General features: G+C 64.1%; 19 protein-coding genes and 1 pseudogene. 15 read left to right on the top strand and 5 right to left on the bottom strand.

Annotated features, from left to right (window positions below; translation table 11 throughout):
• Positions 1 to 22 precede the first annotated feature (22 nt).
• Complete coding sequence (locus XI04_RS15675) at positions 23 to 1,297, bottom strand: serine hydrolase domain-containing protein (protein WP_271609676.1); 1,275 nt, start codon at positions 1,295 to 1,297, stop codon at positions 23 to 25.
• Positions 1,298 to 1,455: 158 nt separating this feature from the next.
• Between XI04_RS15675 and XI04_RS15670 the strand changes: the two genes are divergently transcribed.
• Positions 1,456 to 2,373 carry a dioxygenase family protein gene (locus XI04_RS15670; protein ID WP_271609675.1) on the top strand — a complete coding sequence of 306 codons (918 nt, stop codon included), beginning with the start codon at positions 1,456 to 1,458 and terminating at the stop codon, positions 2,371 to 2,373.
• A gap of 341 nt (positions 2,374 to 2,714) precedes the next feature.
• Positions 2,715 to 2,864: a hypothetical protein gene (locus XI04_RS15665; RefSeq protein WP_168772738.1), complete on the top strand. Its 150-nt coding sequence runs from the start codon at positions 2,715 to 2,717 to the stop codon at positions 2,862 to 2,864.
• Between the two features lie 764 nt (positions 2,865 to 3,628).
• Here XI04_RS15665 and XI04_RS15660 read toward each other — a convergent pair.
• Both XI04_RS15660 and XI04_RS15655 read right to left on the bottom strand, forming a co-directional pair.
• A complete protein-coding gene (locus XI04_RS15660; protein ID WP_038971850.1) occupies positions 3,629 to 5,365 on the bottom strand; it encodes a bifunctional protein-serine/threonine kinase/phosphatase in 1,737 nt (578 codons plus the stop codon).
• A gap of 60 nt (positions 5,366 to 5,425) precedes the next feature.
• Complete coding sequence (locus tag XI04_RS15655) at positions 5,426 to 6,265, bottom strand: formate/nitrite transporter family protein (RefSeq protein WP_028144315.1); 840 nt, start codon at positions 6,263 to 6,265, stop codon at positions 5,426 to 5,428.
• Positions 6,266 to 6,937: 672 nt separating this feature from the next.
• Between XI04_RS15655 and XI04_RS15650 the strand changes: the two genes are divergently transcribed.
• The 11 genes from XI04_RS15650 to XI04_RS15600 all read left to right on the top strand — a co-directional run bounded on the left by XI04_RS15650 (position 6,938) and on the right by XI04_RS15600 (position 20,500).
• Positions 6,938 to 8,257: a CmpA/NrtA family ABC transporter substrate-binding protein gene (locus XI04_RS15650; RefSeq protein WP_271609674.1), complete on the top strand. Its 1,320-nt coding sequence runs from the start codon at positions 6,938 to 6,940 to the stop codon at positions 8,255 to 8,257.
• Between the two features lie 60 nt (positions 8,258 to 8,317).
• Positions 8,318 to 9,214: a nitrate ABC transporter permease gene (gene ntrB, locus XI04_RS15645; RefSeq protein WP_028144313.1), complete on the top strand. Its 897-nt coding sequence runs from the start codon at positions 8,318 to 8,320 to the stop codon at positions 9,212 to 9,214.
• A gap of 13 nt (positions 9,215 to 9,227) precedes the next feature.
• Positions 9,228 to 10,022, top strand: coding sequence for an ABC transporter ATP-binding protein (locus tag XI04_RS15640; protein WP_028144312.1), 795 nt, complete (start codon positions 9,228 to 9,230; stop codon positions 10,020 to 10,022).
• Between the two features lie 336 nt (positions 10,023 to 10,358).
• A complete protein-coding gene (locus tag XI04_RS15635) occupies positions 10,359 to 11,738 on the top strand; it encodes an MFS transporter (RefSeq protein WP_028144311.1) in 1,380 nt (459 codons plus the stop codon).
• Positions 11,739 to 11,860: 122 nt separating this feature from the next.
• Positions 11,861 to 12,289, top strand: a complete 429-nt coding sequence (locus XI04_RS15630) for a globin family protein (protein ID WP_028144310.1) — start codon at positions 11,861 to 11,863, stop codon at positions 12,287 to 12,289.
• Between the two features lie 10 nt (positions 12,290 to 12,299).
• Entirely contained in the window at positions 12,300 to 13,517 is a 1,218-nt protein-coding gene (locus tag XI04_RS15625) for an NAD(P)/FAD-dependent oxidoreductase (protein ID WP_212476140.1), read from the top strand.
• A gap of 28 nt (positions 13,518 to 13,545) precedes the next feature.
• Positions 13,546 to 16,251: a nitrate reductase gene (locus XI04_RS15620; RefSeq protein WP_271609706.1), complete on the top strand. Its 2,706-nt coding sequence runs from the start codon at positions 13,546 to 13,548 to the stop codon at positions 16,249 to 16,251.
• A gap of 235 nt (positions 16,252 to 16,486) precedes the next feature.
• Positions 16,487 to 17,383: an SMP-30/gluconolactonase/LRE family protein gene (locus XI04_RS15615; RefSeq protein ID WP_271609705.1), complete on the top strand. Its 897-nt coding sequence runs from the start codon at positions 16,487 to 16,489 to the stop codon at positions 17,381 to 17,383.
• Between the two features lie 8 nt (positions 17,384 to 17,391).
• On the top strand, positions 17,392 to 18,231 hold the full coding sequence (locus XI04_RS15610) for an aldo/keto reductase (protein ID WP_028144307.1): 840 nt from the start codon (positions 17,392 to 17,394) through the stop codon (positions 18,229 to 18,231).
• Between the two features lie 187 nt (positions 18,232 to 18,418).
• On the top strand, positions 18,419 to 19,360 hold the full coding sequence (locus XI04_RS15605; protein ID WP_271596511.1) for a DMT family transporter: 942 nt from the start codon (positions 18,419 to 18,421) through the stop codon (positions 19,358 to 19,360).
• A gap of 60 nt (positions 19,361 to 19,420) precedes the next feature.
• Complete coding sequence (locus XI04_RS15600) at positions 19,421 to 20,500, top strand: zinc-binding dehydrogenase (RefSeq protein ID WP_271609673.1); 1,080 nt, start codon at positions 19,421 to 19,423, stop codon at positions 20,498 to 20,500.
• A gap of 143 nt (positions 20,501 to 20,643) precedes the next feature.
• Here the strand turns inward: XI04_RS15600 and ppk2 are convergent.
• A pseudogene (gene ppk2, locus XI04_RS15595) lies at positions 20,644 to 21,563 on the bottom strand (polyphosphate kinase 2).
• A 79-nt stretch (positions 21,564 to 21,642) separates the two neighbouring features.
• The gene (locus XI04_RS15590; RefSeq protein ID WP_028144303.1) at positions 21,643 to 22,104 is read right to left on the bottom strand and encodes an Lrp/AsnC family transcriptional regulator; all 462 of its coding nucleotides are present in this window, start codon (positions 22,102 to 22,104) and stop codon (positions 21,643 to 21,645) included.
• Positions 22,105 to 22,240: 136 nt separating this feature from the next.
• Between XI04_RS15590 and XI04_RS15585 the strand changes: the two genes are divergently transcribed.
• Both XI04_RS15585 and XI04_RS15580 read left to right on the top strand, forming a co-directional pair.
• The gene (locus XI04_RS15585; RefSeq protein ID WP_097668988.1) at positions 22,241 to 24,604 is read left to right on the top strand and encodes a transketolase; all 2,364 of its coding nucleotides are present in this window, start codon (positions 22,241 to 22,243) and stop codon (positions 24,602 to 24,604) included.
• Between the two features lie 210 nt (positions 24,605 to 24,814).
• On the top strand, positions 24,815 to 26,245 hold the full coding sequence (locus tag XI04_RS15580) for an aldehyde dehydrogenase family protein (protein ID WP_028144301.1): 1,431 nt from the start codon (positions 24,815 to 24,817) through the stop codon (positions 26,243 to 26,245).
• Positions 26,246 to 26,464 lie beyond the last annotated feature (219 nt).

The raw sequence follows: 26,464 nt of genomic DNA, 5'->3' as shown, positions 1-26,464 counted from the left end.
GCTGCGGGATCGGCTGGATTGGTTACAGATTGCTCTCGGTGATCGCGGCGTAGACCATGCTGCGCAGCTCGCGCCGGATCGGGTAGGCGCTCGACGGCAGCACCTGCGTCATGAAGATCGCGATCAGCTCTTCGGCCGGATCGATCCAGAACGAGGTCGTGGCCGCGCCGCCCCAATTGTATTCGCCGGGGCTGCCGGCGATCAGCGTCTCTGCGGGGCGCATGGTCACCGCGAAGCCGAGACCGAAGCCGATGCCGTTATAGGCGGCCTCGGAGAACAGCGAGCGCGACACTTCGGGCAGGGCGCGGCCGCCCGGAATGTGGTTGCTGGTCATCAGGGCCAGCGTTTTCGGTCCGATCAGCCTGATACCGCCGAGCTCGCCGCCGTTGAGCAGTGCGCGGCAGAAGGTGAGATAGTCTGCGACCGTCGAGCAGAGGCCGCCGCCGCCGGAGATGAAGGAGGGCGGGGTGAGGAACGAGCTCGTTGTCGGATCGTCCTGAAGTGTCAGGCCTTCGCGGCGCTGGCCGGCATGGAAGGTCATGCCGCCACCGGGATCTGCGGAATAGCAGGCCGCGAACCGATGCGCCTTGGAGGCCGGCACGTGGAATTCGGTGTCGGTCATGCCGAGCGGGTCGAGGATGCGTTGCTTCAGGAATTGCTCGAAGGGGATTCCCGAGATCTTGCCGACGAGATAGCCGAGCACGTCGGTTGCGACCGAGTAGTTCCAGGCCTCGCCCGGCGAGAATTCCAGCGGGATCTTGGCCAGAGCCTCGATCATGGTCTGGAGCGTGCCCGACTTCTCGACCTCGCCGATCTTTTCAGTGCGGTAGGCGGCATCGACATTGGAGCGTTGCTGGAAGCCGTAGGTGAGGCCGGACGTGTGGCGCAGGAGGTCGACGATCAGCATCGGCCGGGACGGCGGCCGGGTCAGAAAGGCCGGCGAGTTGCCGGCGATGAACACGCCGAGATCCTTCCATTCCGGAATGTATTTGGCGACGGGCTCGTCGATCGCGACCAGGCCTTCCTCGACCAGCATCATGAAGGCGACGCTGGTGAGCGGCTTGGTCATGGAATAGATGCGGTAGATGGTGTCGTCCTTGACCGACAGCTTGCGTTCGACGTCGGCAAAGCCTTGAACCGAGCTGTGCGCGACCTTGCCGCGGCGGTAGACGAGAAGATGCGTGCCGGGGAAGCGGCCGGCATCGATGTACCGTTTCCTCAGATGCGCATCGATGCGGTCGAGCGCGGCCTTGGACATGCCGACGGATTCGGGCGAGGCGGGGGTGGGGGCGAGCATCAGTTCCTCCGGGCAGTTTTGTCGGTCCGTTGATAGCCAAATGACGGCCCCATTCCAAGCCGCTCGCGCTTAACGCGAGCGGGCCGACTGGTGTAGGCTGGCCCCTGGAACGCCTCCAAGCCCCCCGGGGCCAATGAGAAAACGCAGGGCAAACCATCATGACCCAGTTCAACGAGACTGATCTCACCCAGGCCGTCGTGAAAAGCTTCGACAGCACGCCCAATCCGCGCGCCAAATTCCTGCTCCAGGAACTGGTGAAGTCGCTGCACGATTACGTGAGCAAGACGGGTCTCACCTTCGAGGAATGGGACTACGCCATCGATTTCCTGACCCGCACCGGGCAGAAATGCACCGACACCCGCCAGGAGTTCATCCTGCTGTCCGACGTGCTCGGTGTCTCCATGCTGGTTGACGCGGTCAACCATCGCGACCGTGAGGGCGCCACCCAGACCACGGTGCTCGGCCCGTTCTATGTCGGCGAGCACAAGGTGACCGCGCACGGCACCGACATCTCGCCGAACAATCAAACCGGCGAGCGGATGTTCGTGCAGAGCCGCGTCACCGACCTCCAGGGCAAGCCGCTGGCCAATGTCCCCGTCGACGTCTGGCATGCCGATGACGACGGCTTCTACGATTCCCAGAAGCCGAACTATGACGAGGTCGGCGCTTCGGCGCGGGCGCGCTTCATCACCGATAACGACGGCCGCTTCTTCTTCCGGACCATTTTGCCATGCAGCTATCCGATCCCGACCGACGGCCCGGTCGGCGAGATGATCGTGCAGACCAAGCGTCATCCGATGCGCCCGGCGCATGTGCACTTCCTGGTCAACGCGAGGGGATACGAGCCCCTGATCACGCACGTCTTCATGGACGGCGACAAATATCTGGATTCCGACGTGGTGTTCGGGGTCAAGGATGATCTCGTCGCCAAGGTCGAGCCGCGCAACGATCCAGCGATGCCTGACGGCTCCAAGGCGAACGGTCAGTGGCATCTGATGACCTACGAATTCCACCTCAAGCCCGGCGGCGGCATGGCGCCGACGCCGCTCGGGGTGAAGGCTGTGGAGCGGGCCTGATGGCCCGCGGGAATGCCGGGGCAGTGCGGACGCGTACGAGTTGGGCCATCCATGCAAGTCGTCAACCTACCAGCGATTAAACCTACACTTGGTCGACTGATCCCGATTCACCAACCCAAGTCTACCTAGGTATGGTCACTTCATACCTGCGCGCGATGGCGCCGACCAAGTGCTTGGTGTTACCGATGCATCCAGAGTGGAAAGCAACGGAACCGGCCCTGTGAGCCGGCAGTTGCGGGACAAGGCCGGCGGCGTAGCGCCCGCCGGCCCTTCTCCCGAACTAGCGGGCGCTTTGCCGCTCAACTGATGCTTATTGCCATGGTTGGTGCAGAGAGTACGCCATGAGAAACATCGCCGATCTCTTGATGCGGTTCTGGCAGGGAAGCCGACCCGCGTCCAATACTCAGATTGCGGCTATGGCTGAAAGCCAAGATCGATCCAGCATGGCTGATTTTGTCAGGATCCTGCAGGCCTACGATCAAGCCCCGTAGGGCCGACTGCGTCAGTCCGTGATACGGATGTCAGAGCAAGTCAAGACGCCGCCTCACCGCTAGACGGGCCCGTCAGCAACGGGCATCTTGAAGTCTCCGAATTCGGCCGGTGCGCGCACAATGCGTTGCGATCACCGGTCAGGGTTTGGGACCCATTCCTCCGCGGTTGCGTCCCAATGATGGGTGTCGTCGAAGTGTTTCCAGAGTGGCCGCCTCGACTTATTTTCACCGGTCTGTCGGTTTGCATTCGGTGCGCGGAGTTGGACGACGAGCGCCCCAGCCTTCATCACCCATTCGCGAGCGTTATATCGGGAGTTCCATCTGATTGCCGCGAGCATTGGATGCCTCCTTCAAAGTAAGAAGCCTTCGCCACTTTAGCCCGAGCCAAGACCCCAAGGATGTAAACCACTTCACAGTTGGTCAACATCTTCGGCATGGGTCACGTTGCCGCGCGATCAAAAGGCACGCGGCGAAACGCAGCATTGTGCTTGCGCGCGAAGGCGCGTCCTTTTGAGGAAGTGTAGTCTATCGCTGATGGGCGGCGCTCGATAGAGGCCAGCGCATGCTTGAGCTTTGGAACAGCTGGTACGACACCTTTGCCTCGGTGGAGGCGCTTGCCACGGTCATCATCATTGTCCTAGTGGCTGCAGGCGCTATTACGCTGGCAGATAGTCGGCGCCGATGAACGCGTCCGACAAAAGATTGATCTAGGGGGAGACCTCGATAGAATTTCCCCATGACCGCCAGAAGCTGACGCTTCGGCCCTAGCGGGCGTGCAGCAGCGCCAGCAGCACGACGACGGCGCAGGCGAGTGCCGCGGAGGTCAGCTTCCAGAACATCAGCGGGCTGCGCTCCAATAGCGGCGTGATCCGCGTGTCCAGATAGGCTGGATTGGGCGTGCGAAGCTCGAAGACGAATTCGGACAGGTCCTCGTGCCGCTTGTAGGGATCGGGATGCAGCGCGCGGCGGAGCGCGCCGTCGATCCAGGCCGGCACATTGCGGTCGTCGTCTGCGGAGCGATATTTGAGCCTCCGCACGTCCGCCTTGCGCCGGATCCTGGCAATCTGGGCGCCGTAGGGAAGCTTTCCGGTCAGCATCTGGTAGCAGATCACCGCGAGCGAAAACATGTCGGAGCGCGGTGAGCCGCCTTGCCCGAGAAAATACTCCGGCGCCGTATACTGGACCGTGCCCAGGATTTCGTCGGCCTCGTCCCGTGGCGCAGCCTCCGCGACGCCCGCAACCCTGACCGATCCGAAGTCGATGATCTTCGCGGTGCCGGTCTTGTCGATCAGGATGTTTTCGGGCCTGAGATCCTGATGCAGCATCTCCATGCGGTGGAAGGCGCGCAGGCCCGCGGCGATCTGCTCAATGATGCCACGCACGGTTTCGAGATCGGGGCGCGGATTGTCGGTCATCCACTGCTTCAGGGTCTGCCCCTCGACGAATTCGGTCGCGACATAGAGATAATTGCGGCGCCGCGACTGCGACAGCGGCTTCAGCACGTGAGGGCTGTCGATCCGGCGCGCGATCCACTCCTCCATCAGGAAGCGCTTGAGATAGGCGGCGTTGTCGCGCAAATCGACCGACGGCAGCTTGAGCGCGACCGGCTCCTCGGTCTCGGCATCGACGGCGAGATAGATGTGGCTGCGGCTGCTGCCGTGGATCTCGCGGACGATGCGGTAGCCGTCGAACATCGCGCGCGGCTCAGGCAGCGGAGGCAGCGGCAATTGTGACGTCTGATTGAAGATGCCGGCCGGCTCGCGCTGCGGCACCGCGTCGATGCGGATAATCTGGACGGTGATGTTGTCGTCGCTGCCGCGCCGGTAGGCTTCCTCGACGATCGCCCTCGCCGCACCGTCGAGCTCGCCTGCGTGCTCGTTCAGCGCGCTCGTGATGAAGCGCGCGTCGACGAATTCGTAAGCGCCGTCGGTCGCCAGCAGGAACGTGTCGCCGGCCTCGACCTCGAACGCCAGGTAGTCGATCTCGAGCTGCGGATTGATGCCGAGCGCGCGGCCGAGATAGGTCTGCTCCGATGACACGATGATGCGGTGATCGTCGGTCAGCTGCTCGAGCGCCTTGCCGGCGACGCGGTAGATGCGGCAGTCGCCGACATGGAAGATGTGCGCGGTGGTCGCCTTGATGACCATGGCGCTGAGGGTGCAGACATAGCCCTTGTCGCGGTCATAGGCATATTGGCTCTTGCGCGTCTGCGCATGCAGCCAGGAATTGGTGGCGTCCAGCACGCGGCGGGCGGAGGTCTTCACCGTCCAGGATTCCGACGTGCAGTAATAGTCCATCAGGAAGCTCTTGACCGCCGACTCGCTGGCGATCTGGCTCACGCTGCTAGAGGAGATGCCGTCGGCGAGGACCGCCGAGATGCCCTTCAGGCCGAGCAGCGGCTCCTCTGGAATGAGGACGCCGTGAAAGTCCTGGTTGACGGGCTTGCGGCCCTTGTCGGAGTGCTGGCCGACCGAAATCAGGAGTCCGCGGGTCATCGTCATCACCAGGAGAGGGGAGCCTCACCCTGCTCGGGCGAGGCTCCCCTGTCGAGACGTATTCGATCAGGCGGCGACGCGGGGCTTTGCAGCCTTGTCGACCTGGCGCTTCGGCAGGGTCATGACGTGCGTGGCGTAGAGGGTCATGCCGGTGAAGGCGAGGCCGCCGACGAGGTTGCCGAGCACGGTCGGGATCTCGTTCCAGATCAGATAGTCGAGGATCGAGAACTTCGCGCCGAGCAGCAGGCCGGACGGGAACAGGAACATGTTCACGACGGAATGCTCGAACACCATGTAGAAGAACACCAGGATCGGCATCCACATCGCGATGACCTTGCCGGGGACCGAGGTCGAGATCATGGCGCCGACGACGCCGGTCGAGACCATCCAGTTGCAGAGCATGCCGCGCAGGAACAGCGTCGCCATGCCGGCCGCACCGTGCGCGGCGTAGCCGAGCGTCCGGCTTTCGCCGATGATTCCGATGGCGGTCCCGACCTTGTCCGGCGGCTGCGTGAAGCCGAAGGTGGTGACGAAGGCCATCATGAAGGCGACCGTGAACGCGCCGGCGAAATTACCGATGAACACGAGGCCCCAGTTGCGCAGCACGCCGCCGATCGTGACGCCAGGACGCTTGTCGATCAGGGCAAGCGGCGAGAGCACGAACACGCCGGTCAGGAGGTCGAAGCCGAGGAGGTACAGCATGACGAAGCCGACCGGAAACAAGAGCGCGCCGACCAGCGGCTGACCCGTGTTGACGTTGATCGTGACGGCGAACCATGCGGCGAGCGTGAGGATGGCGCCGGCCATGTAGGCGCGGATGATGGTATCCCGGGTGGACATGAAGATCTTGGACTCGCCCGCATCCACCATCTTGGTGACGAATTCCGAAGGCGCGAGATACGACATCAATGGTTCCTTTTGCTTCGTAAGAGAGGTCGACGCGCACCTGGCGAGAGCGCGGCTGAACATCTTTGGCCGTGCGGGCTGGCTTGCCGCGCACGAGCGGTATGGAGAGTTGGAAGCCGTGAGAATCGCGTCACGAGGACTGAGCCGGTGAGGGCCGCGAAGCAGTGAGCTTCCGGGATGCAGCCGCCAGAGGCTGCAACAATGCGGCGAGCCGCAGTCTTCGTTGACGGCCCAGGAGAAGCAAGTCGCGTGCCGTTCGGGCCAACGAGAAAGATCAAGCAATCTCAATACGATGTGTTGCTGCTTGGTTGGCTGCCGACGTGCCCCGAGCCTTTTTCCTGGGCTGCTGCACAAGTTTTGTGCGACGCACAAGGATTGAGCAGGCCGCAAATTTCGCGTGCGGAGCGGGGGGTGCGGCAGTCTGGCGCGGTCACCGTAACCCCTTCATTGTCCGCCATTTTTGGCGATGAAGGGCTTGGCATGAAGCTTGAATAGTTCCGTGCCGACGCCATTGAAGCCGTCCCGCGAGACTTCTCATCCGACTTGCCGACGCCACCGGACGGGGGTCTCCCCCGTCGTGCGTTCGCATGCGCCAAAGACGGCGCCGCCGGACGGACGGGCTGCTCGTGTGCACTGACGCCATCAATTCTGCAACGACGCAAAGGACGACATATGACCAAGCGCACCCGCAGGCCCTCGGACAATGGGCTCAGCCGCCGCCAATTGTTGAAGGCCGCAGGCTCTACCGCCGCACTTCTCGCCGCCGCCAAACTGAATTTTCCCGCCGGCGCCTTCGCGCAGGACGCTGGCCCCGAGGTCAAGGGCGCCAAGCTCGGCTTCATCGCGCTCTCCGATGCCGGCCCGCTCTTCGTCGCCAAGGACAAGGGTCTGTTCGCCAAATACGGCATGCCCGACGTCGACGTGCAGAAGCAGGCCTCTTGGGGCACCACGCGCGACAATCTCGTGCTCGGCTCCGAGGGCAACGGCATCGACGGCGCGCATATCCTCACCCCGATGCCGTATCTGATCTCGGCCGGTAAGGTGACGCAGAACAACCAGCCGACGCCGATGTACATCCTGGCCCGGCTCAATCTCGATGCGCAGTGCATCTCGGTCGCCAAGGAATATGCCGACCTCAAGGTCGGCGTCGATGCCTCGCTGCTGAAGGCGGCATTCGAGAAGAAGAAGGCCGAGGGCAAGTCGGCCAAGGTCGCGATGACCTTTCCCGGCGGCACGCATGACCTCTGGGTTCGCTACTGGCTCGCCGCCGGCGGCATCGATCCGGACAAGGATGTCGAGACCATCACCGTGCCGCCTCCGCAGATGGTGGCCAACATGAAGGTCGGCACCATGGATGCGTTCTGTGTCGGTGAGCCCTGGCCCGGGCAGCTGGTGCACCAGGGCATCGGCTATACCGCCGTCACCACCGGCGAGATCTGGAGCAAGCATCCGGAAAAGTCACTCGGCATGCGCGCGGCCTGGGTCGACAAGAACCCGAAGGCTGCGAAAGCGATCCTGATGGCGGTGATGGAAGCCCAGCAATGGGCCGACAAGATGGAGAACAAGGAGGAACTCGCCACCATCATGGCCAAGCGCCAGTGGATCAACTGCCCGGTCGAGGACATCGCCGATCGCGCCAAGGGCAAGTTCGATTACGGCCTTTCCGGCAAGGTGGTCGAGAACTCGCTGCACATCATGAAGTACTGGCGCGACCATGCCTCCTATCCATTCCAGAGCCACGACCTCTGGTTCATGACGGAGGACATTCGCTGGGGCAAATACGAGGCCGGCTTCGACAGCAAGGCGCTCATCGCCAAGGTCAACCGCGAGGACATGTGGAAGGATGCGGCCAAGACACTCGGCGTCGCGAGCTCCGACATCCCGACATCCACCTCGCGCGGCAAGGAGACCTTCTTCGACGGCAAGGTGTTCGATCCCGAAAATCCGGCAGCCTATCTGAAGTCGCTCGCGATCAAGCGCGTCGAAGTCTGATGGAGCCAGCGGCCGCCCATGGGCGGCCGCATCGTCCTTTGCAGCCGGAGAGATATTGCGATGAATATGCCTGCCACGAAGATTGAGGTCGAGACCGCGTCGCCTGCGGCCGTTGCCGCACCGGTCGTCGCGCTGACACCGAAGCGCCCGCCGCGCGCTGAAGCCTATGCGCGGATGGCGCGAGAAACTGCCGTGCGCGTGATCCCGCCGCTGGTCGTGATCGCGCTTTTGACGCTGGTGTGGGAGCTGGTCTGCCGTCGCGCCGGCTCGGCGCTGCCGCCGCCGTCACGTGTGTTCAAGGACACGAAGGAGCTGATCCTCGATCCGTTCTTCGACCATGGCGGCATCGACAAGGGCCTGTTCTGGCATCTCTCCGCCAGTCTCCAGCGCGTCGCCTTCGGCTATTCGCTCTCGGCGATCGCCGGCATCGCGCTCGGTGTGCTGGTGGGGCAGTCGGTCTGGGCGATGCGCGGGCTCGATCCGCTGTTCCAGGTGCTCCGCACCATTCCGCCGCTGGCCTGGCTCCCGCTGTCGCTCGCGGCCTTCCGCGACGGCCAGCCTTCGGCGATCTTCGTCATATTCATCACCTCGATCTGGCCGATCATCATCAATACCGCGGTCGGCATCCGCAACATCCCGCAAGATTATCGCAACGTCGCCGCGGTGGTGCAGCTCAACCCGCTCGAGTTCTTCGCCAAGATCATGATCCCGGCGGCGGCGCCTTACATCTTCACGGGCCTGCGCATCGGCATCGGGCTGTCCTGGCTCGCCATCATCGCCGCGGAAATGCTGATCGGCGGCGTCGGCATTGGCTTCTTCATCTGGGACGCATGGAACTCCTCGCATATCAGCGAGATCATCCTGGCGCTGTTCTATGTCGGCATCGTCGGCTTCGTGCTGGACCGCCTGATCGCGGGTCTCGGCAAGTTCGTCACCCGCGGCACCGCGCTGAACTGAGAGGAGAGGGCACATGACCGCTTATCTGAAGCTCGACCACATCGACAAGGTCTTTACCCGCGGTGCCGCCACCACGGAGGTGCTGAAGGAGATCAATCTCACGATCGAGAAGGGTCAATACGTCTCGATCATCGGCCATTCCGGCTGCGGTAAGTCGACCCTGCTCAACATCATCGCGGGGCTGACCAACGCCACCACCGGCGGGGTGCTGCTGGAAAACCGCGAGGTCAACTCGCCGGGGCCGGACCGCGCCGTGGTGTTCCAGAACCACAGCCTGTTGCCGTGGCTGACCGTCTACGAGAACGTCAGGCTCGGCGTCGACAAGGTCTTTGCCAGGACCAAGTCCCGCGCCGAGCGCGACGCCTGGGTCATGCACAATCTCAATCTCGTGCAGATGGCCCATGCCAAGGACAAGCGTCCTTCCGAAATCTCCGGCGGCATGAAACAGCGCGTCGGCATTGCGCGGGCGCTGGCGATGGAGCCGAAGGTGCTGCTGCTGGATGAGCCGTTCGGCGCGCTCGACGCGCTGACCCGCGCTCACTTGCAGGACTCGGTGATGGCGCTGCATCAGAAGCTCGGCAACACCATTTTAATGATCACTCACGACGTCGACGAGGCCGTGCTGCTGTCCGACCGCATCGTGATGATGACCAATGGGCCGAGCGCGCGGATCGGCGAGGTGCTGGAGGTGCCGCTGGTGCGCCCGCGCAAGCGGCTCGAGCTGGCCACCAACACCACCTATCTGAAGTGCCGCCAGCGCGTGCTCGAATTCCTCTACGAGCGTCATCGCTTCGTCGAGGCCGCGTAACGAAGAGTTAACGCAAGCGGATGCCTGCGCACAAATAATCGACATCTAGCTCAATCCTTGTGCGTCGCACAAGGATTGAGCGAATCGCAAATTTAGCGTGCGGAAAAGCCCTGCCAGAATTTCTGGCAATGCGAATAACGTCCTGAAATCCCTGTATTTCCAGTGTGCGCGCAACTGGCACGGAAATTGAAATGTCTTTGCGCGACGCCAACGACGACGTCCCTCAACATCATCAATCAGCATCGTGAACTCGCCACCGGGGTGAAGCCTCGGAGCGCGCCTCCATGTGAGGCGGAGCCTGCAACGACGCAGCGGTGAGCCTGGAAGGGATACTCAATGACGAAGAATCCTACTTGGATTTCAGACTGGCGCCCCGAAGATGAGGCGTTCTGGAATGCGACCGGCAAGACGATCGCGCGACGCAACCTGATCTGGTCGATCGTGGCCGAGCATATCGGCTTCTCGGTCTGGCTGATCTGGAGCATCGTCACCACCAAGCTGCCGCAGGCAGGCTTTCACTACACCACCGACCAGCTGTTTCAGCTCATCGCTGTGCCGGGGCTCATCGGCGCCCTGATACGCTTTCCCTATACGTTCGCGGTCACGACGTTCGGCGGCCGCAACTGGACCATCTTCAGCGCGGCGATCCTGTTCATCCCGACCTTGTCGCTTGCCTATTTCGTGAGCCAGCCTGATACGCCGTTCTGGCTGATGCTGCTGATCGCCTCGACCGCAGGTCTCGGCGGCGGCAATTTCGCCTCCAGCATGACCAACATCTCCTTCTTCTTCCCTGACCGGATGAAGGGCTGGGCGCTCGGCTTGAATGCAGCCGGCGGCAATATCGGCGTCTCCAGCGTGCAGCTGCTGACCCCGATCCTGATGACGCTCGCCGTCTTCAACCTGTTCCAGGCAACCCCCGTCGACGGCATCTTCCTGCAGAATGCTGGCCTGATGTGGGTGCTGCCGATCGCGATCGCGGTGTTCGGTGCCGTGTTCTTCATGAACAATCTGACTACGGCGAAGTCGTCGGTGAAGAACCAGCTTGCGATCGTCAAGCGCAAGCACACCTGGATCATGGCGTATCTCTACATCGGTACGTTCGGCTCCTTCATCGGCTATTCGGCTGCGTTTCCGCTGCTGATCAAGACCCAGTTCCCGCAAATCACAATTGCGATCGCGTTCCTGGGGCCGTTGGTCGGCTCGCTGTCGCGTCCGCTCGGCGGCTGGCTCGCCGACAAGATCGGTGGCTCCATCATCACCTTCTGGAACTTCATCGTGATGGCAGGCGCAACGGTCGGCGTGCTCTACTTCGTCGGGCAAAAGGATTTCATCGGCTTCCTGTCGATGTTCCTGTTCCTGTTCGTGACGACGGGCATCGGCAACGGGTCGACCTATCGCATGATCCCCTCGATCTTCCGCGAAGAGAACCTGTTCAGGGTGCGCGGCAAGGGCGAGGCAGCGCGCGCGCTCGCGCTGAAGACGGCGAGCATCGAGAGCGGTGCAGCGGTGGGCTTCATCGGCGCGATCGGTGCCGTCGGCGGCTACCTGATCCCGACCGGTTTCGGCAAGTCGATCGCCCTGACCGGCGGCCCGCAGCTCGCGCTCGCGATCTATCTCGCCTTCTACGCCAGCTGCCTCGGCTTGACCTGGTGGTTCTACCTGCGTCGCGGCCCGCAGGGTGAGGGCGCCTCAAGCCTCGCCGAGGCGCGGGTCTGACACTTGGCACGAATGTCGCTTCTCCCCGTACGCGGGGAGAAGACTCTCTGATGACGTTTGACCCATGAACCTTGTTCGCAACGAAGCGCACCAAGGCAAACCGAAACAGACAGGAGAACCACATGACGCCCGAACAGATCACTCTCATCCAGCAGAGCTTCGCCAAGGTCGCGCCGATTTCGGAAGCTGCCTCCGTGTTGTTCTACGACCGCCTGTTCGAGGTGGCGCCGTCCGTGCGCGCGATGTTCCCTGAAGATATGACCGAGCAGCGCAAGAAGCTGATGGGGATGCTCGCCGCCGTCGTCAGCGGCCTGTCGAACCTGGAGACGGTTCTTCCCGCGGCATCCGCGCTCGCCAAGCGTCACGTCGCTTACGGCGCCACGGCCGAGCACTATCCCGTGGTCGGTGCGACCTTGCTGTGGACCCTGGAGAAGGGTCTTGGCGAGGCCTGGACGCCCGAATTGGCAAAGGCCTGGACCGACGCCTACGGCGTTCTGTCCGGCTTCATGATGTCCGAGGCCTACGGCGCGCAAGCGCAGGCCGCTGAATAGGAGATGCCTCGTGAGTGAACCGCTGGTCATCGTCGGTAACGGTATGGCGGCCGCGCGTCTGGTCGACGAGCTCGCCAAGACCTCGCTCGGCCGCTACGCGGTCGCGGTGATCGGCGAAGAGCCGCGGCTCGCTTACAATCGCGTGCTGCTCTCCTCCGTGCTGGCCGGCGAGACCGGCTCGCACGAGATCGAGCTGCGGCCGGCCGACTGGTGGCGCCATCGTGGCGTCACGGTCCGCTATGGCTATCGCGTCACCGAGATCGACACCGGCCGCCGCGAGCTCAAGATCGAGGGCGAGGAGAGCATGGAGTATTCCAAGCTCGTGCTCGCCACCGGATCGACGCCGCTGCGGCTCAATTTGCCGGGCGCCGATCTCGCCGGCGTGCACACTTTTCGCGATACGCGCGACGTCGACCTTTTGCTGACGCTGGCCGCTGCGAAGAAGCGTGTCGTCGTGGTTGGCGGTGGCCTGCTCGGACTTGAGGCAGCCTACGGCCTTGCCAAGGCCGGCGCGCCGGTAACGCTGCTGCATCTGATGGACCGGCTGATGGAGCGTCAGCTCGATGGGCCGGCCGCCGACCTGCTCAAGATGCTGGTCGAGCGCAAGGGCATCCGCATCATGCTCAGTGCCTCGACCGCCCGCATCCATGGCGATGGCCATGTCGAGGCCGTCGAGCTTGCCGATGGCAGCCGCATCGAGGCCGACGCGGTGATCTTCGCCGCCGGCATCAAGCCGAACGTGGCGCTTGCCAAAGACGCCGGCATCGCGGTCAACCGCGGCATCGTCGTCAACGATTTGATGCAGACGGCATCGCCCGACATCTTCGCGCTCGGCGAATGCGCCGAGCATCGCGGCACCTGCTATGGCCTGGTCGAGCCCGCCTATGAGCAGGCGCGGGTGCTGGCACGGCATCTGGCCGGCCGGCCCGCCGCCTACCAGGGCAGCGTGGTCTCGACCAATTTGAAGGTCTCCGGCGTCAGCGTGTTCTCCGCCGGCGACTTCATGGGCGGGGAGGGCAGCGAGAGCCTGGTGCTGACCGACCGCAGGCGCGGCACCTACAAGAAGCTCGTGATCGCCGACGGCCGGCTCACCGGCGCGGTGCTGATCGGCGATACCGTCGATGCGCTCTGGTATCTCGAGCTGATCCGCAATCGCGACAAGGTGGCGGCGATCCGGACCGACATGATGTTTGGTCGCGCGTTCGCGCGTTCTCCCAAGGCGGCTTGATAGAGCCGGCGTGACAGGGCAGCTTGATATGACGGTGATCGATCCCACGCTTCGTGCCACCAAGACGACCTGTCCCTATTGCGGCGTCGGCTGCGGCGTGCTGGCGACGCCGGACGGCATGGGCGGGGCGGCGATCGCTGGCGATCCTGACCATCCCGCCAATTTCGGCCGGCTGTGCTCGAAAGGCTCAGCGCTCGGCGAGACCGTTGGCCTCGAAAGCCGTCTGCTCTATCCGATGATCCGCTGCAAGGGCGTGCTCGAGCGCGTCGCCTGGAGCGATGCGCTCGATCATGTCGCCCATCGCATGCAGCACATCGTGGCGCGAGATGGCGCCGATGCGGTCGCGTTCTATCTGTCCGGCCAGCTCCTCACCGAGGATTATTACGTCGCCAACAAGCTGATGAAGGGCTTTGTCGGCACGGCGAATGTCGATACCAACTCGCGGCTCTGCATGTCGTCCTCGGTCGCCGGCCATCGCCGCGCCTTTGGCGCCGACACAGTCCCCGGCTGCTATGAGGATCTCGATCAGGCCGATCTGCTGGTCTTCGTCGGCTCGAACGCGGCCTGGTGCCATCCGGTGCTGTTCCAGCGCATGCTGAAGAACCGTGGGGAGCGTGGCGCGCGCATGATCGTGATCGATCCGCGCCGCACCGACACTGCAAGCGATGTCGATCTGTTCCTCGGCCTCAAGCCCGGCACCGATACCGCGTTGTTCTCCGGCCTGTTTGTCCATCTCGCCGACAGCGGCGCGCTGGACGAGGACTACATCGCGCAGAACACGAGCGGTTTCGACGATGCCTTGGCGCGTGCGCGCAGCATCGCCGGCAGCGTCACTGCGACGGCGCTCGCGACGGGCCTCTCGGAGCAGGATGTCGCCACCTTCTTCAAGATGTTCCGCGACACGGACCGCGTCGTCACGCTGTATTCGCAGGGCGTCAACCAGTCGGCACAGGGCACCGACAAGGTCAACGCGATCCTGAACTGCCACCTCGCGACGGGACGCATCGGCAAGCCCGGCGCCTCGCCGTTCTCGCTCACCGGTCAGCCCAACGCGATGGGCGGCCGCGAGGTCGGCGGTCTCGCCAATATGCTTGCCGCGCATATGGGCTTCACGCCGCCCGACATCGATCGTGTCAGGCGGTTCTGGAAGGCGCCGCGCATCGCCACCCATGAGGGGCTGAAGGCGGTGCAGCTGTTCGAGGCCATCCATCGCGGCGAGGTCAAGGCGCTCTGGGTGATGGGCACCAATCCCGCGGTGTCGCTGCCCGATGCGGACTTCGTGCGCGAGGCGTTGAAGAAGCTCGAGCTGTTCGTGGTGTCCGAGAACGTGCTCTCCAACGACACGGTCGATGCCGGTCCGCATGTGCTGCTGCCGGCGCTCGCCTGGGGCGAGAAGTCGGGCACCGTGACCAATTCCGAGCGCCGCATCTCGCGCCAGCGCTCGTTCCTGCCGGCGCCGGGCGAGTCGCGCCCCGATTGGTGGATCCTCAGCGAGACCGCCAAGCGCCTCGGCTTCGGCGACAGCTTCAACTACAAATCCGCCGCCGAGATCTTCCGAGAGCACGCCGCGCTCTCGGCGTTCGAGAACGAGGGCAGCCGCGATTTCGATATCGGCGCGCTGACCTCGCTGTCCGACGACGCCTTCGACGCCTTGAAGCCGGTGCAGTGGCCGGTGCGCGAAGGCGAGACGTCCAGCGAGCGCTTCTTTGCAAAGGGCGGCTTCTTCACCAATGACGGCAAGGGCCGCTTCATTGCGCCGGAGGTGCCGTCGCTGCGCGGCGAGACCGGTGCCTCGCGCCCCCTCAGGCTCAACACCGGACGCATCCGCGACCAATGGCACACCATGACGCGCACGGGGCTCAGCCAGCGCCTGGGCGCGCATCTGCCGGAGCCCTTCGTCGAGATCCATCCTGATGATGCCGGCAAATACGGCATCGTTCACGACGGCTTTGCCCGCGTGACCACCGACTACGGTCAGTGCATCCTGAAGGTCGTCGTGAGTGACGGCACTCAGCGTGGCACATTGTTCGCGCCGATCCATTGGAGCGCAATGAATGCCTCGCATGGCCGCGTCGGAGCGCTGGTGCAGTCCTTCACCGATCCGTTCTCGGGGCAGCCGGAATCCAAGGCGACGCCGGCCGCGATCGCGCCTTACGAATTCGTCTTCCGCGGCTTTGCGCTGTCGCGGAAGCAGCTCGATCTGCCGCCGAACCTGTTGTGGACCCGCGTCACGGTCACCGGCGGCTTCGGCTATCTCTTCGCCGACAACGCCGACCTTTCGCGCTGGCCGGCCTGGCTCGAGAGCGTCGCCGGCGAGGACGTCGCCGACTATCGCGACTTCGGCGGCGGGGTCTATCGTGCGGCGTCGTTCGCGGGCGATCGCATCGAGACCTGCCTGTTCGTCGGCCCTGGGCATGATGCGGGCGACCGGGAGGTGGTGAAGAGCCTGTTCGTGGCCGACCTCGTCACCGACGATCAGCGCCGCATGCTGCTGTCAGGCAAGTCCGGCGAAGGCGCCGCCTCGACCGGGCCGGTCGTCTGCGCCTGCTTCGGCGTCGGCCGCGGCACCATCTGCGAGACCATCGCGGCCGGCGCGCGCTCGGCTGCCGAGATCGGCGCCAAGCTCAAGGCCGGCACCAATTGCGGCTCCTGCATTCCGGAACTGAAGCGCCTGATCGCAGCGACGGACACGGCGCCGGTGAAGCAGGCGAAGGTCGCGGGCGCGGTGGGGTAGGCCTCGTGCCTCGGACGCAGCGCAGCGCGTAGCGGTGCGCTGCAGAGCCGGGGCCATCTAGCAGCGAGTGTTTGGCCTTTCTGGGTCCCGGCTCTGCGCAGCAGCGTTTCACGCTGCAGCGCGTCCGGGACGCGAGGGTGGCGTGGACGCGGCCATTCCCGGCCCAATCGACGGGCCCTCGATAGTGCCCTATGGTGCCGCGTGCTCCCCCTCAACACATCCAAAAACAACAATGATGTACCTGGAAACGCCGCCGCGCCTGATCGAGACGAGGCTTTTCTCCGCGATGCCCGAAAAGTTCCGCCGCAAGGGCGTGCGGACCGATTGGGCTGATGCCAACCGGCCGAATGTGCCGACCGACAGCTTCATCGAAGGACCGTCTTTCGACAGCGACGGCAATCTCTACATCGTCGACATTCCCTTCGGCCGCATCTTTCGCATCGCGCCTGATGACGAATGGTCGCTCGTGATCGAATATGAGGGTTGGCCGAACGGACTGAAGATCGCATCTGATGGGCGCATCCTGGTGGCCGACTACAGGCACGGCATCATGGAGCTCGACCCCAACGCCGGTCGCATCAAGCCCGTCCTGACCGCGCGCAATTCAGAATCTTTCCGCGGTTGCAACGACCTGCATCTTGCTTCCAACGGCGACATCTATTTCACCGATCAGGGCCAGACTGGCCTGCACGACCCCAGCGGTCGCGTGTATCGTCTCGCATCGAACGGCCGGCTCGATTGCCTGATCGACACCGGCATCAGCCCGAATGGCCTGGTGCTCGATCTCACCGAAACCGTACTGTTCGTCGCGATGACGCGCGACAACGCGGTGTGGCGGTTGCCGTTCATGAAGGACGGCAGTGTGTCCAAGGTTGGCCGCTTCTGCTCGCTGTTCGGCACCAGCGGTCCCGATGGCTTGATCATGGACGCCAGGGGTCGCCTGTTCGTCGGCCATGCTTCGCTCGGCCACGTCTTCGTGTTCGCGCCGAACGGCGAATTGCTTGCGCGGATCAAGTCGTGCGCGGGGCCGAATTGCACCAATGTGGCGATCGGTGGCGAAAGCGGGAATCGGCTCTATATCACGGAGTCGTCGACTGGCAGCGTGCTGGTTGCGGATATCGGCGGACTGTGAGCTCTAACATGAACACAAAATTCTTCGGCAAAGCCGGCGCCAAAGTCTCCGTCATCGGGCAGGGCACCTGGTATCTCGACCATGGCGACCGCAAGCGCGCGATTGCGGCGCTTCAGCGCGGGCTCGATCTCGGCATGACCCACATCGACACCGCCGAGATGTATGGCGATGCCGAGCTCGTCATTGCCGATGCGATCACGGGCCGCCGTGATGAAGTGTTCCTCGTCTCCAAGGTGTTGCCGAGCAACGCGTCGCGCCGCGGCACCATCACCGCCTGCGAGCGTTCGCTGAAGCGGCTGAAGACCGATCATCTCGATTGCTATCTCCTGCACTGGCGCGGTTCCTATCCGCTCGAAGACACCGTCGCCGCGTTCGAGGAGCTGGTGAAATCAGGCAAGATCAAATCCTGGGGCGTGTCCAATTTCGATGCCGATGATCTCGACGAAATTCTCGACGTCGCGGGCGAAGGTCGTATCGCCTGCAATCAGGTGCTCTATCATCTGAAGGAACGCGCGATCGAGCATGCGGTGATCCCGTGGTGCGAGCAGCATGGCGTCGCCGTCGTCGCCTACTCGCCGTTCGGTCACGACGATTTTCCGGATGCGCGCAGCAAGGGCGGTGCCGTGCTGGAGCGCATCGCAGAGGCGCGTCGCGTGACGCCGCGTCAGGTCGCGCTCAGCTTCCTCACCCGTGCGACTACGGTGTTCGCGATTCCGAAGGCCTCGTCCCCCGAACATGCCGGCGAGAATGCGGCGGCCGGTGATCTCGCGCTAACGAAAGACGAGATTACGGCGCTCGATGCGGCGTTTCCGCGCGGGCCGAAGCCGCGCAGCCTGCCCATGCTGTAATGCACAAACGCCCATTATTAACGGAGCATTGACGCGCGCGGCGGCCTGCGCATATCGGCATCCTGTTTTCGGAAGTTGTGAACGCGGCGCATTTGTCGTTTTTTACCACCGTTCTCGATTCGCATTTTCCCGGGTTCCAGCCGTGACACCGCCGCCCGCCGCAGCCGCAAGGCTCGACAGTATCCCCATGCCCGTGCCGGAGAAGAAGCAGACGGCTCGCCGCGCGCCCGCGCGTGTCGACCATCCCTTCAAGGGCATTGCGCTGGTGCTGCTGTCGACGATCTTCCTCGGCTGCTCCGACGTCACCGCGAAATATCTGTCGACCAGCCTGCCGTCGATCGAGATCACCTGGATCCGGTTCGTCACGTTCGCGCTGATGTTCACGCCGGTGATGCTGCCGGGCTCTCCGCTCCATGCGATGCGCACCGAGCGGCTCGGCCTGCAACTGATGCGCGGTGCCGCGCTGCTCGGCTCCTCGCTGTTCTTCATCACCGGCCTGCGCTTCCTTCCCATCGCGGAAGCCTCCGCGACGGGCTTTGTCTCGCCGCTGTTCGTCACCGCGCTCTCGATCGTCTTCCTCAGCGAGACGGTGGGCATGCGACGCTGGATCGCGACCGCGATCGGCCTGACGGGCGTGCTGATCATCCTGCGGCCGGGCTCGAGCGCGTTTCACGCCGCTGCGTTCTTCCCGATCGTCTCTGCGTTCTGCTGGGCCGCCGCGCTGATCCTGACGCGGATGATGAGCGGGCGTGAAGCCGTGCTCACCACGATGGCGTATTCCGCGCTGACGGGCGTTGCGATCCTTTCCGTGATGGTGCCGTTCGTCTGGGTCACGCCGACCTGGACCGCGATCGGGCTTGGCATCGTGATCGGCGTCGCCTCCACCGTCGGCCAGTGGATCATCGTGCTGGCCTATCGCTATGGCGATGCCTCGGTGCTGGCGCCGTTCTCCTACACCCAGTTGCTGTGGGTCAGCATTCTCGGCTTCTTCATCTTCGGCGAGGTCCCCGATCTCTGGACGGTCGTCGGCGCGGCCTTCATCGTCGCCAGCGGCCTCTACATCGCTCATCGCGAGCGTATCCGCCGCGCCCAGTTGCTGGTGCTGGAAGAGCGTTCCCCGAACCCCTGACGCAAGTTCGCGCGCCCTGTTACGTGCTATCAACGGCTCCAACAATGCGGGAGGAGCCGGATGCGCGCTGCGATTTTCAGGAACGGCGAGATTGTCGTCGACAGGATGGCCGATCCGAAGCCGGGCCCCGGCCAGGTGCTGGTCAAGACGCTCGCCTGCGGCATCTGCGGCTCCGATCTGCATGCGCGCCAGCATGCGCCGCGGATGGTGGAGATGGCCAGGAAGACCGGTCGCACGCCGATGGATCTGTCGCGTGACGTCGTGTTCGGTCACGAATTCTGCTGCGAGATCGTCGATTACGGCCCCGGCACGGAACGCAAGTTCAAACCGGGGACACATGTCTGCTCGCTGCCTGCGCTGGTGACGCCGGAAGGCATCAAGGGGATCGGCTATTCCAACGACCTCGTCGGCGGCTATGCGGAGCAGATGGTCTTGAGCGAGCCGCTCCTGCTCGAGGTGCCCAACGGTCTTGCGCCGGAGCATGCGGCCTTGACCGAGCCGCTCGCAGTCGGCGTTCACGCCGTGGCGAAAGCCAACATCCGGGGCGGCGAGGTGCCGCTCGTCATCGGTTGCGGCCCTGTCGGGCTCGCGGTGATCGCGGCGCTGAAGATCAAGGGGCTGCACCCCATCGTCGCCGCCGACTATTCGCCGGCGCGCCGCGCGCTAGCGGCAAAGCTCGGCGCCGATATCGTCGTCGATCCCTGGGTGTCGCAGCCCTATGCGACCTGGGCCGAGCACGCGCAGATGTCGGATGCCGAGAAGGCGGCGCGGCCGCCGTTCCAGCTCATGCTGCCGGCGCTAAAGCCTGCGATCATCTTCGAATGCGTCGGCGTGCCCGGGCTGCTGCAGCAGGTGTTCGAAGGCGCGCCGCGCGATGCTCGGATCGTGGTGGTCGGCGTCTGCATGGAGACCGACAAGAGCGAACCCATGCTCGGCATCATGAAGGAGCTCAACGTCCAATACGTGCTCGGTTATACGCCGGACGAATTCGCAGGCTCGCTGCGGCTGATCGCGGAAGGGCAGGTGGATGCGGCGGCGATGGTCACGGCCGAGGTCGGCATCGACGGCGTCGCCAAGGCCTTCGCCGATCTCGCCAATCCTGAAGCCCACACCAAGATCATCGTGCAGCCGTGGCGATGACGGTACTGCGTAGGGTGGGCAAAGACGCAGAGCGCCGTGCCCACCATGCATCCGCGTTCCTGGTGAGATTGGTGGGCACGCTTCCGCCGTCGCTCTTCGAGCTATGGCGGACAAGCCGCTTTGCTCAACCCACGAAACCTTTCTCAATATTTTGCCGGCACGTACATCTCCGGCGGGACCGGCCCGCGGTGGTAATCTGGGTTCCGCACGCGCGCCGGCAGCACCACCGGGACCCGCGCGACCTCCTGGTATGGCATCTGGCTCAGCAGATGCGCGATGCAGTTCAGCCGCGCGCGCTTCTTGTCGACGGCATCGACGATCCACCACGGTGAATCCGGAAGGTGCGTATGCTCCAGCATGGTCTCCTTGGCCTTGGTGTAGAGCTCCCAGCGGCTGCGGGCCTCGACGTCCATCGGGCTCAGCTTCCACTGCTTCAAGGGGTCCTTGATGCGCATGGTGAAGCGGAACTGCTGCTCGTCGTCGGTGATCGAGAACCAGTATTTGACCAAAATGATGCCGGAGCGGATCAGCATCCGCTCGAACTCCGGCACCGTCTGGAAGAACTCCTGGTATTGCTCGTCGGTGCAAAAGCCCATCACGCGCTCGACGCCGGCGCGGTTGTACCAGCTGCGATCGAACAGCACGATCTCGCCGCCGGCCGGCAGATGGGACACGTAGCGCTGAAAATACCATTGCGTGCGCTCGCGCTCGCTCGGTGCTGGCAGCGCGGCGACGCGGCAGATGCGCGGATTGAGGCGCTGGGTGATGCGCTTGATCACGCCGCCCTTGCCGGCGGAGTCGCGGCCCTCGAACAGCACCACGACCTTCTTCTTCTCGCTCTGGACCCAGTCCTGGAGCTTGACCAGTTCGCCCTGGAGCCGCAGCAACTCCCGGAAATAGAGCTGCGGTCGACCGCCGGGCCCAGCGTATCGGTCTCCTCCAGGAGCTCGTCGAGACGCGCATCGTCGAGCTCCATCTCCAGCTCTTCGTCGAGATCGTCGGTCATTTCCCGAATAATGCGCTCGCGTTTGGCCATTTCAGGGGTGCGGTCGGATGCGGTCATGGGTCCTTCTCTCGGCTCGGGTGCCAGTCGCCGAGGACCATCGGTGGCGTCTATTGCACCCATGTGACAGCCGCCGCTATCACACCGGCAGAGCGATCGAATACTTCACCTGGCTCAGCGCAAAGCTCGACTCGATCGAGGCGATGCCGTCGAGCCGGGTCAGCTTGGTCTTGAGGAAGGTCTCGTAGGAGGCGAGGTCGGCTGCGACGACGCGAAGCAGGTAATCGCGGTTGCCGGTCATCAGATAACACTCCAGCACCTCGTCCCATTTCGAGATCGCGCGCGCGAAGCGGTTGAGATCCTCCTCCTTCTGCCGCGCCAGCTTGATCGAGATGAAGACGCTGACATGCAGGCCGAGCGCCTTCTGGTCCACGGTCGCAACGTAGCGGCTGATGACGCCGCGCTCCTCCAGCAGCTTGACCCGGCGATGGCAGGGCGAGACCGAGAGCCCGACCTTGTCGGCGAGTTCCTGCATGGTCAGCCGGCTGTCGGCCTGAAGCAGCGCGAGGATTTTGCGGTCGATGGCGTCTAGCTCTGGCATTGGGATGAAACCTGCATATTTTGGGTAGTTATTAGCATGCTATCCCAATATCATCAGGTATTGCGCGAAAAATTGAGAAGTTTGGCGCCCCTCGCAGGCGTATCATCGCCCCACCTGTTTTCCAGGAGCCTTTGCCATGCCCGTCGATACCGCCCGCCTCGACACCTTGACCGCGCTGAGCCGCAAGGCGCTGTGGCTGTCGTCCTGGACCATCCACCACGCCAACCACATCCGCCCCAATGCCGACGGGTTGAAGGTCGGGGGACATCAGGCCTCGTCCGCCTCGCTCGCGACCATCATGTCGGCGCTGTATTTCCACGTGCTGCGTCCCGAGGACCGCGTGGCGGTGAAGCCGCATGCGAGCCCGGTGTTCCACGCCATCCAGTATCTGTTCGGCCGGCAGAGCCGCGAGAAGCTGGAGAACTTTCGCGGCTTCAAGGGCGCGCAGTCCTATCCCTCGCGCACCAAGGACGTCGACGACGTCGATTTCTCCACCGGCTCGGTCGGCCTCGGCGTCGCGCAGACGCTGTTCGCCTCGCTGGTGCAGGATTACGTCAAGGCGCATGGCTGGATGAAGGATCGCCGCGAGGGGCGGATGATTGCGCTGGTCGGCGACGCCGAGATGGACGAGGGCAACATCTGGGAGGCGCTTGCCGAAGGCTGGAAGCACGGCCTGCGCAACACCTGGTGGGTGGTCGACTACAACAGGCAGTCGCTCGATGCCGTCGTGCGGGAAGGGCTCTGGGAAAAGTTCGAGACCATGTTCCGCAATTTCGGCTGGGACGTCGTCATCGTGAAATACGGTCGCCTGATGCGCGAGGCCTTCGCCGAGCCCGGCGGCGAGGCGCTTAAAGCTTGGATCGACAATTGCCCGAACGCGCTTTACGCCGCGCTCTGCTTCCAGGGCGGCGCCGCGTTCCGAAAGCATCTGCACGACGAGATCGGCGACCAGGGGCCGATCACGAAACTGATCGACAGCCGCAGTGACGAGGAATTGCTGGCGCTGATGTCGAACCTCGGCGGCCACGACATGGCGAGCATGCTGGACGCCTTCGAATCCATCGATCACGATCGCCCGGTCTGCTTCATCGCCTACACCATCAAGGGCGTCGGCCTGCCGTTCCAGGGCCACAAGGATAATCACGCCGGCCTGATGACGGTCGCGCAGATGGAGAAATATCGCGACAGCCAGAACATCCGGCCCGGGCATGAATGGGAGAAGTATGAAGGCCTCGCGCAATCCGCCGCCGAGCTCGATGCCTTCCTCGCGCGCGTGCCGTTCAACCAGGACGGCCGCCGCCTGACCGCACCGGTCGTCGAGGTGCCCCAGCAGCTCGCCTTCAAGCCGTCGCCGCAGATGTCGACCCAGCAGGGCTTTGGTCTCGTCTTGAACGAGATCGCGCGCAGCGACGGCGAATTGGCGAGGCGCATCGTCACGACCTCGCCCGACGTCACGGTCTCGACCAATCTCGGTCCGTGGGTGAATCGCCGCGGCCTGTTCGCGCGCGCCGAAAAGGCGGATTTATTCCGCAGCGAGAAAATTCCCTCCACCTTCAACTGGGACTTTTCGCCCAAGGGCCAGCATCTCGAGCTTGGGATTGCCGAGATGAACCTCTTCATCATGCTCTCGGCGCTCGGGCTGTCGCACCAGATCAACGGCGAGCGGCTGCTGCCGGTCGGCACGCTCTACGATCCCTTCATCGAGCGCGGGCTCGATGCGCTGAACTACGCCTGCTACCAGGATGCGCGCTTCATGGTGGCGGCGACGCCGTCAGGCATCACGCTCGCACCCGAGGGCGGCGCGCACCAGTCGATTGCAACGCCCCTGATCGGCATGGCGCAGGACGGGCTCGCCTCGTTCGAGCCGGCTTTCGTCGACGAACTCGCCGTGATCATGGCTTTCGGTTTTGAGCACATGCAGCGCGATCCGGGCGAGGGCGGCTCGGTGTATTTGCGCCTCTCGACGCGCAGCATCGAGCAGGTGCAGCGGATCATGACGCCGGAGCTTGCGCAGGGCATCACCGACGGCGCCTATTGGCTGCGTAAGCCTGGCCCCAATGCCGAAGTCGTGATCGCCTATACCGGCGCGGTGGCGCCGGAAGCGATCGAGGCCACGGGCTTCGTCGGCGAGAGCCGGCGCGACATCGGCCTGCTCGCGATCACCTCGGCGGACCGCCTCCATGCGGGTTGGACCGCCGCACGGAAATTGCGGCGGGATCGCCGCGGCGTGCAGCATCTCAGCCACATCGAAAAACTGCTGGCGCCGCTGCCGCGCGACTGCGGCATCGTGACCGTGATCGACGGCCATCCGTCCGCGCTCGGCTGGCTCGGCAGCGTCCGCGGCCACCGCGTCGAGGCGCTCGGCGTCGAGCAGTTCGGCCAGACCGGCACGATCGCTGACCTGTATCGACACTACGGCATCGATGCCAACGCAATCATCGATGCGGCCGAAAGCCTCACCACCGGCGCGCCGGTGCTGCATCGGAAGATGGCGGTGTAACTGAAAAAGCTCGGTTGTCATTCCGGGGCTCGCGCCGAGAGGGCGCCCGGAATGACGACCGGACAGAGCCTTGCCTCGCCCCGTCTCTCCGCCCATATTCCGCGCGTCCGCCGCAACGCTGGCCCCGCATATGGCGGGTTCAATTGCCGGCGCTTTCGTGCAAGGATGCCTGCCGAAACGCCCCCACATGCCCCCAAGAAGAGGTTAACGATGGTCAATCGCATGCAATTCTACATCGACGGCGCCTGGGTCGATCCCGCCGTCAAGAAGTCGACCGCCGTGGTCAATCCCGCGACGGAAGAGGCGATGTACGAGGTTGCGCTGGGCTCCAAGGCCGACGTGGACAAGGCGGTTGCCGCCGCCAAGCGCGCCTTCGCAACCTTCTCCCAGACCAGCCGTGATGAGCGCGTCGCGCTGCTCACCAAGGTCATCGAGGTCTACAAGGGCCGCCTCAAGGAGATCGGCGCCGCCGTGTCCGACGAGATGGGCGCACCGCTGCCAATGGCAGAGAAGCTCCAGGCCGGCGCCGGCCTCGGCCATCTCATGACCACGCTCGACGTGCTCAAGAACTATCATTTCGAGGAGCCGGTCGGCACCGCCATGGTGCTGCGCGAGCCGATCGGCGTGGTCGGCATGATCACGCCCTGGAACTGGCCGCTCAACCAGATCGCCTGCAAGGTCGCGCCCGCGCTCGCCGCCGGCTGCACCATGATCCTGAAGCCGTCGGAGTTCACCCCGACCTCGGCGCTGATCTTCGCGGAGATCCTCCATGAAGCCGGCGTGCCCAAGGGCGTGTTCAACCTCGTCAACGGCCTCGGCCCCGAGGTCGGCGCCGCCATGAGCGAGCACCCCGACATCGACATGATCTCCTTCACCGGCTCGACCCGTGCCGGCATCGACGTGGCCAAGCGCGCCGCGCCGACCGTGAAGCGCGTCAGCCAGGAGCTCGGCGGCAAGTCGCCGAACGTCATCCTCGAAGGCGCCGACCTCACGAAGGCGGTGACTGGCGGCGTGATGCACATGTTCAACAACTCCGGCCAGTCCTGCAACGCACCCTCGCGCATGATCGTGCCGCTGTCCAAGATGAAGGACGTCGCCGCGATCGCGAAGGCCGTCGCCGACAAGACCAAGGCCGGTGATCCCCGCGCCGAAGGCACCACCATCGGTCCAGTCGTCAACCGCGGCCAGTGGGATAAGATCCAGGGCCTGATCAAGAAGGGCATCGACGAGGGCGCAACGCTCGTCGCCGGCGGCCCGGGCCTGCCCGAAGGCGTCAACAAGGGCTTCTATGTCCGCCCGACCATCTTCGCCGACGTCACCCCCGACATGACGATTGCTCGTGAAGAAATCTTCGGACCGGTGCTGACCATCATCGGCGCCAAGGACGAAGCCGAAGCCGTGCAGATCGCCAACGACACGCCGTATGGCCTCGCTGGCTACGTCACGGGTGCCTCGGTCGAAGACGCCAAGCGCGTCGGCCGCCAGATCCGCGCCGGCAACGTCAACCTCCAGGGCGTGCCCAACGACCGCACCGCGCCGTTCGGCGGCTACAAGCAGTCGGGCAACGGACGTGAGTGGGGCAAGTACGGCCTCGAGGATTTCCTCGAAGTGAAGGCCGTCGCCGGCTTCAACGCGGCGTAAGTTTTTAGCGGTTGAACAAATGACGCCGGAGCGGGCAACCGCTCCGGCGTTTTTGTTTTGGGCGGCGTGTCGCGACACGGCGAGGTGCCGTAGGGTGGGCAAAGGAGCGAAGCGACGTGCCCACCATCACGCCACAAGCGAGCAGTGGTGGGCACGCTTCGCTTTGCCCACCCTTGTATTAGCGCGCCGGATTAGAATGGCCTGGTTCCGTGAGGAATG

The organism is Bradyrhizobium sp. CCBAU 11430, from assembly GCF_028128855.1.
Classification (GTDB): domain Bacteria; phylum Pseudomonadota; class Alphaproteobacteria; order Rhizobiales; family Xanthobacteraceae; genus Bradyrhizobium; species Bradyrhizobium ottawaense.
This window is presented reverse-complemented; position numbering and strand designations above follow the sequence as displayed.

Excerpts from the sequence above, each read along its gene's own strand:
- XI04_RS15675 (WP_271609676.1), bottom strand. The coding sequence starts at position 1,297 with ATGCTCGCCCCCACCCCCGCCTCGCCCGAATCCGTCGGCATGTCCAAG.
- XI04_RS15670 (WP_271609675.1), top strand. The coding sequence starts at position 1,456 with ATGACCCAGTTCAACGAGACTGATCTCACCCAGGCCGTCGTGAAAAGC.
- XI04_RS15665 (WP_168772738.1), top strand. The coding sequence starts at position 2,715 with ATGAGAAACATCGCCGATCTCTTGATGCGGTTCTGGCAGGGAAGCCGA.
- XI04_RS15660 (WP_038971850.1), bottom strand. The coding sequence starts at position 5,365 with ATGACGATGACCCGCGGACTCCTGATTTCGGTCGGCCAGCACTCCGAC.
- XI04_RS15655 (WP_028144315.1), bottom strand. The coding sequence starts at position 6,265 with ATGTCGTATCTCGCGCCTTCGGAATTCGTCACCAAGATGGTGGATGCG.
- XI04_RS15650 (WP_271609674.1), top strand. The coding sequence starts at position 6,938 with ATGACCAAGCGCACCCGCAGGCCCTCGGACAATGGGCTCAGCCGCCGC.
- ntrB (WP_028144313.1), top strand. The coding sequence starts at position 8,318 with ATGAATATGCCTGCCACGAAGATTGAGGTCGAGACCGCGTCGCCTGCG.
- XI04_RS15640 (WP_028144312.1), top strand. The coding sequence starts at position 9,228 with ATGACCGCTTATCTGAAGCTCGACCACATCGACAAGGTCTTTACCCGC.
- XI04_RS15635 (WP_028144311.1), top strand. The coding sequence starts at position 10,359 with ATGACGAAGAATCCTACTTGGATTTCAGACTGGCGCCCCGAAGATGAG.
- XI04_RS15630 (WP_028144310.1), top strand. The coding sequence starts at position 11,861 with ATGACGCCCGAACAGATCACTCTCATCCAGCAGAGCTTCGCCAAGGTC.
- XI04_RS15620 (WP_271609706.1), top strand. The coding sequence starts at position 13,546 with ATGACGGTGATCGATCCCACGCTTCGTGCCACCAAGACGACCTGTCCC.
- XI04_RS15615 (WP_271609705.1), top strand. The coding sequence starts at position 16,487 with ATGTACCTGGAAACGCCGCCGCGCCTGATCGAGACGAGGCTTTTCTCC.
- XI04_RS15610 (WP_028144307.1), top strand. The coding sequence starts at position 17,392 with ATGAACACAAAATTCTTCGGCAAAGCCGGCGCCAAAGTCTCCGTCATC.
- XI04_RS15605 (WP_271596511.1), top strand. The coding sequence starts at position 18,419 with ATGCCCGTGCCGGAGAAGAAGCAGACGGCTCGCCGCGCGCCCGCGCGT.
- XI04_RS15600 (WP_271609673.1), top strand. The coding sequence starts at position 19,421 with ATGCGCGCTGCGATTTTCAGGAACGGCGAGATTGTCGTCGACAGGATG.
- XI04_RS15590 (WP_028144303.1), bottom strand. The coding sequence starts at position 22,104 with ATGCCAGAGCTAGACGCCATCGACCGCAAAATCCTCGCGCTGCTTCAG.
- XI04_RS15585 (WP_097668988.1), top strand. The coding sequence starts at position 22,241 with ATGCCCGTCGATACCGCCCGCCTCGACACCTTGACCGCGCTGAGCCGC.
- XI04_RS15580 (WP_028144301.1), top strand. The coding sequence starts at position 24,815 with ATGGTCAATCGCATGCAATTCTACATCGACGGCGCCTGGGTCGATCCC.